At 71.8% G+C, this 4,999-nt stretch carries 4 protein-coding genes and 1 pseudogene; 1 reads left to right on the top strand and 4 read right to left on the bottom strand.

The annotated features are described in order from the left end of the window. Positions 1 to 358: pseudogene (locus TA90_RS00375) on the bottom strand (citramalate synthase); the annotation flags it as partial. A gap of 156 nt (positions 359 to 514) precedes the next feature. Between TA90_RS00375 and TA90_RS00370 the strand changes: the two are divergent. Next, on the top strand, positions 515 to 949 hold the full coding sequence (locus tag TA90_RS00370; RefSeq protein WP_043534055.1) for a DUF1801 domain-containing protein: 435 nt from the start codon (positions 515 to 517) through the stop codon (positions 947 to 949). Between the two features lie 346 nt (positions 950 to 1,295). On the opposite strand, the gene ilvD is transcribed toward TA90_RS00370, so the two are convergent. The 3 genes from ilvD to TA90_RS00355 form a co-directional block, all read right to left on the bottom strand. Continuing rightward, the gene (gene ilvD, locus TA90_RS00365) at positions 1,296 to 3,167 is read right to left on the bottom strand and encodes a dihydroxy-acid dehydratase (RefSeq protein WP_043534051.1); all 1,872 of its coding nucleotides are present in this window, start codon (positions 3,165 to 3,167) and stop codon (positions 1,296 to 1,298) included. 201 nt (positions 3,168 to 3,368) lie between these two features. Then, on the bottom strand, positions 3,369 to 4,412 hold the full coding sequence (locus TA90_RS00360) for a lysylphosphatidylglycerol synthase transmembrane domain-containing protein (RefSeq protein ID WP_052450313.1): 1,044 nt from the start codon (positions 4,410 to 4,412) through the stop codon (positions 3,369 to 3,371). A gap of 166 nt (positions 4,413 to 4,578) precedes the next feature. After that, a partial coding sequence (locus TA90_RS00355; protein WP_222704582.1) for a hypothetical protein occupies positions 4,579 to 4,999 on the bottom strand: 421 nt, incomplete at its 5' end.

Raw genomic sequence — 4,999 nt, 5'->3', positions numbered from 1 at the left:
CCAGGGTCGTGTGCAGCGCGGAGACGACGTGACGGGGATCGGCCTTGGCGACCAGGGTGATCACCGGGGCGCCGCTGTCGCGCAGGGCCACCACCTGCGGGTCGTGGGCGGGGTCGGCGCCCGGCTTCGTCGTCGACCCGAAGGCGGCGAGGCGGGCGTGGGAGAGATCGAGGTCGCGGGCCCGCCGGAAGAACTCCGTGTCCTTGGGGATGGCTCCCGGCCATCCGCCCTCGATGACGTCGACCCCCAGGTCGTCGAGCACCTGCACCGCTGCCAGCTTGTCCGTGACCGAGAGGCTGATGCCCTCCTGCTGGGCACCGTCGCGCAGGGTCGTGTCGTAGAGGGAGACGCGAGTCATGGCGACAGTGTGTCAGCCGCGCGCGGTGTGCGTGGGTCCCTCGCCACGGGGCGGACGAGGGCGGCGCCGCCCTCGTCGACGGGACCCGTGGGTGGACGGGCGACGCACTGCCGCTCCCCCATGTGCCCGGGCGTGCTCCTCGCCTACGCTCCTGCCATGGCACAGAACAGGACCGCCCCCACCGACGTGCCGGTCGACGACTTCCTGGCGACCGTTCCCCCGCGCCGCAGGGAGGAGGCCCGTGTCCTCATCCGCCTCATGCGTGAGGTCACCGGGGAGTCTCCCGTCATGTGGGGTCCGAGCATCATCGGCTTCGGGTCCTACCACTACCGCTACGAATCCGGGCGCGAGGGCGACGCGGCCCTCGCTGGCTTCAGTCCGCGCAAGGCGCGTCTGACCGTCTACCTGCCTGACGGCTGCGCCCGCCACTCCGATGCCCTCGCCTCGCTCGGCCCTCACACGAGTACGGTGTCGTGCCTGTACATCACACGCCTGTCCGACATCGACCCCGAAGTCCTCAGGGGCATCGTCGCCGAGTCGGTGGCCCACATGCGCAGGGCACCGGGGCGGGCACAGCGTGCGGAGGTCTGATGCGGGCCGTGAACTCGACCCCCAGTGCACCAGAGGGCATCCACGGTTGACCTCACCACCGACCCGGCGGTGCCGGGGCCCGTAAGCGCCCCTGAACTCAACCCCCAGTGCACCGGACGGCATCCACCGTTGACCTCACCACCAACCCGGCGGTGCCGGGGCCCCCAAGCGCCCCTGAACTCAACCCCCGGTGCACCAGACGGCATCCACGGTTGACCTCACCACCGACCCGGCGGCGCCAGGGCCCACGAACGCCCCTGAACTCAACCCCCAGTGCACCGGCCGCCCCCAGTGCCCCGGCCGCCCACGGCTGCCCCGGCCCGGGGCCCCGGAGAGAGGGCAGTCCTCAGCGCAGCACCTTGGAGACGTCCCGGGCGGCACCCGTGGAGGCGGAGGTGGCGGTGGCGGCGTACAGCTGCAGGGCCGGGGAGACGACACGCTCGCGCGACACAGGGGTCCAGGGGTGCTCGCGCTCCTCCTGGCGCAGGCGCCGCCGCTCGAGTTCCTCGTCGTCGACGTCGAGCTGCAGGAGCCCCTCGTTCACGTCGATGATGATGCGGTCCCCGTCCTCGACGAGGCCGATGAGCCCACCGGCCGCCGCCTCGGGCGAGATGTGACCCACAGACACCCCCGAGGTGCCCCCGGAGAAGCGGCCGTCGGTGATGAGCGCGCAGGCCTTGCCCAGCCCACGGCCCTTGATGAAGGAGGTCGGGTAGAGCATCTCCTGCATGCCCGGGCCCCCGGCGGGGCCCTCGTAGCGGATGACGACGACGTCGCCGGCCTGCACCGTCTTGTCGAGGATGCGGTCGATGGCCTCCTCCTGGGACTCCATGACGCGGGCGCTGCCCTCGAAGTGGAAGAGGCTCGGGTCGATGCCGGCCGCCTTGATGATGGCACCCTCGGGGGCGAGGTTCCCGAAGAGGACCGTCAGCCCACCGCTCTTGGTGTAGGCGTGCTCGACGTCGCGGATGCAGCCGTTCTCCGCGTCCAGGTCCAGGCTGGCCCAGCGGTTCGACGTCGAGAAGGCCTCGGTGGTGCGCACGTTGCCGGGGGCCGCGTGCCACAGTTCGACGGCCTGCTCGGTGGCGTGCCCGCCGCGCACGTCCCAGTCCGCCAGCCAGTGCTCGAGGTCGGGTGAGTGCACGGAGTGGACGGTGTGGCGCAGGAAGCCACCCCGGTCGAGCTCACCGAGGATGGCGGGGATCCCGCCGGCCCGGTGGACGTCCTCCATGTGGTAATCGTTGTGGTTCGGTGCCACCTTGGACAGGCAGGGCACGGTGCGCCCCAGGTCCGCGATGTCGGCCAGGTCGAAGTCGACCTCGGCCTCGTGGGCCGCGGCCAGCAGGTGGAGGACCGTGTTGGAGGACCCTCCCATCGCCATGTCCAGGGTCATCGCATTGGCGAAGGCGTCCTTGGTGGCGATGGCACGCGGCAGGACGGAGTCGTCCTCGTCCCCGTAGTAGCGACGGCACAGGTCCACGGCCAGTTGCCCGGCGCGCACGAAGAGGTCGCGGCGCGCCTCCTGGGTGGCCAGGGTGGAGCCGTTGCCGGGCAGGGACAGGCCGAGCGCCTCGGTGAGGCTGTTCATGGAGTTCGCGGTGAACATGCCCGAGCAGGAGCCACACGTCGGGCAGGCCAGGCGCTCCAGGCGCAGCAGCTCGTCGTCGGAGATCGCGTCGTCGGCGGTGGCGTTCATGACGGTGATGAGGTTGCCGTGACCTGCGGTGGAGGGGCCGATGATGTCCTCGGCGGGGATGTTCTTGCCGGCCTCCATCGGGCCACCGGAGACGAAGATCGCGGGGATGTTCAGGCGCATCGCGGCGATGAGCATGCCCGGCGTGATCTTGTCGCAGTTGGAGATGCAGACCATGGCGTCGGCGCAGTGGGCGTTGACCATGTACTCCACGGAGTCGGCGATGACCTCGCGCGAGGGCAGGGAGTAGAGCATGCCGCCGTGGCCCATGGCGATGCCGTCGTCGACCGCGATGGTGTTGAACTCCTTGGCGTTGCCGCCGGCCTCCTTGATGGAGTCGGCGACCAGCTTGCCGATGTCACGCAGGTGGACGTGGCCGGGGACGAACTCGGTGAAGGAGTTGACGACGGCGATGATCGGCTTGCCGAAGTCGTCGTCACCCATGCCGGTGGCGCGCCACAGGGCGCGCGCGCCTGCCATGTTGCGCCCCTGGGTGGAGGTCGCGGAACGGAGTTGCCGGCTCATCAGTGTGGTCTCCTTGTCGACGTGCCGAGTGGGGACCAGCCTAGGAGTTCGCGGCAGTGCGGGCCCGGTGAGGTCGCCCACCGGACTCAGGGGAACCTCACTCGGGGAGCGGGCGCCGCTCGCGGGCCGGGCGCGGGACCGCGGGGTCGGGCGCCGCCGGGGCTCGGAGCCCGAGGTCCAGGACCCGAGGCCGGTGGGACGTCAGATCTCGTGGTGGCGCTGGAGGCGGTTGTACAGCATCCAGCCGACGAGGACCGGGATCCATGTGCTGGTGATCCGGTACCCGAAGGCCGCAGCGAGTGCGGTGCTCGGTCCGAGTCCGAAGGCGGTCATGCTCGCCACGAGCGCGGCCTCCACGGCGCCGATCCCGCCGGGCGTCGGGGCCGCGCCCGCGAGGGTCGCCCCGACCATCGTGGTGAACGCGGCGACAACGGGGTGGTTGCCGCCCGAGACGGCGAGGATCACGGCCCACAGCGCTGCCGCGCTGGTCAACGTCGTGCCGGCCGCGCCGAGGACCGCTGCGCTGAGTCGACTGGGTGTGCGGACGAGGGCGGAGAGGTTGTGGAGGATCTCGCGGCCCTGCTGGTGCCACATCCGGGTCAGGGCGCCCCGGAGGCGGGGCACGCCGAGGGCGACGGCGGCGAGGACCAGGACGATGCCGGTGATCGCGAGCACCACGTGTTCGTCCGGAGCCTCGTGCAGGAGCTCGACGCTGCCCCCACCGAAGATCACGAGGACGGCCAGCAGCACGATGTGCACGAGGAACTGGACGGCGTTCTGCAGGCCGATGGCCGCGGTGGCGAGTGGCAGGGGCTGGCCCCTGCGGTTGAGGAAACGCACCGCGAGCGCCATCGAACCCACGCTGGCCGGCGTGGCGGTCCCGACGAAGTTCGCGGCGACCTGCACCTCGACCGCGGATCCGAAGGGCACCTCGATGCCCGCACAGGCACGCATGGCGAGGGCCGCGGACACGGCACCGAGGAACACGAACCCCAGTGAGGCGAGCATCCACCACGGGTTGGCGCGGGCGAGCGCGTCGGCGACCTCGTCGGCCTCCCCGACGAGGGGGATGGCCACGTAGACGACCGCGCCGACCAGCAGGAGTTGGACGAGGTGTCGCGGCGAGAACAGCCGCCGCCACCCGCTCCGGCGGGGGGCGTCGGGTCCGGCGGCCGGTGCGACCCCGGCGTCCTCCGGGTGCTCCTCGGCCGGCTGCGCGCTCTCGTCAGGTGGATCCTCGCTCACCCGTCGATCCTAGGGCCCTCCAGCGCGGTCGCGCCGAGCGCCCCACCGGGACGTCCCCGCTGCGCTGGCGCACCCTGCGTCCCGCCGGTGTGTCCCACCGGAGTGGCGCACCGGGGCGTTGTGCCCATGTGTCTGGCCCGAGCACCGCTCCGGGTGCGCTCTCCGACTAGAGGACCTCGATCGCGTGGACGATGCCGACCACGACTGCGACGGCCGTCGTGAGGTAGCCCGCGCACAGGCACCACCGCGGCAGACGGGTGGCCGCTCCGACAGCAGCACCGGCGGGCCGGTCCTCCGCTGGGGAGAGGTCCCACTCGCGCTCGGTCCTCGAGGCGTGGTTCAGGGCGATGTGGGCCACGACGGTGCCCGGCACGGGCACGAGGATCAGTGCCCACACGAGGGGAATCGGGAGGGTTTCCACACCGATGACACCCGTGACGAGCAGCAGCACCTCGGCGAGGATCACCACGAGGGCGATCCCGACCAGGACCGCTGCGGTGCGGGCGATCGGTGGGCTCACCTCGGCGGGCACGGACTCCCGACGAGCTCGCGTGCGCGGGCGCACGCACCGCGGACGGCGCTGCCGC

Origin of the sequence: Actinomyces polynesiensis, assembly GCF_000820725.1 — a bacterium.
Classification (GTDB): domain Bacteria; phylum Actinomycetota; class Actinomycetes; order Actinomycetales; family Actinomycetaceae; genus Pauljensenia; species Pauljensenia polynesiensis.
This window is presented reverse-complemented; position numbering and strand designations above follow the sequence as displayed.

Coding starts and splice junctions, on each gene's coding strand:
- ilvD (WP_043534051.1), bottom strand. CDS start 3,167: ATGAGCCGGCAACTCCGTTCCGCGACCTCCACCCAGGGGCGCAACATG.
- TA90_RS00370 (WP_043534055.1), top strand. CDS start 515: ATGGCACAGAACAGGACCGCCCCCACCGACGTGCCGGTCGACGACTTC.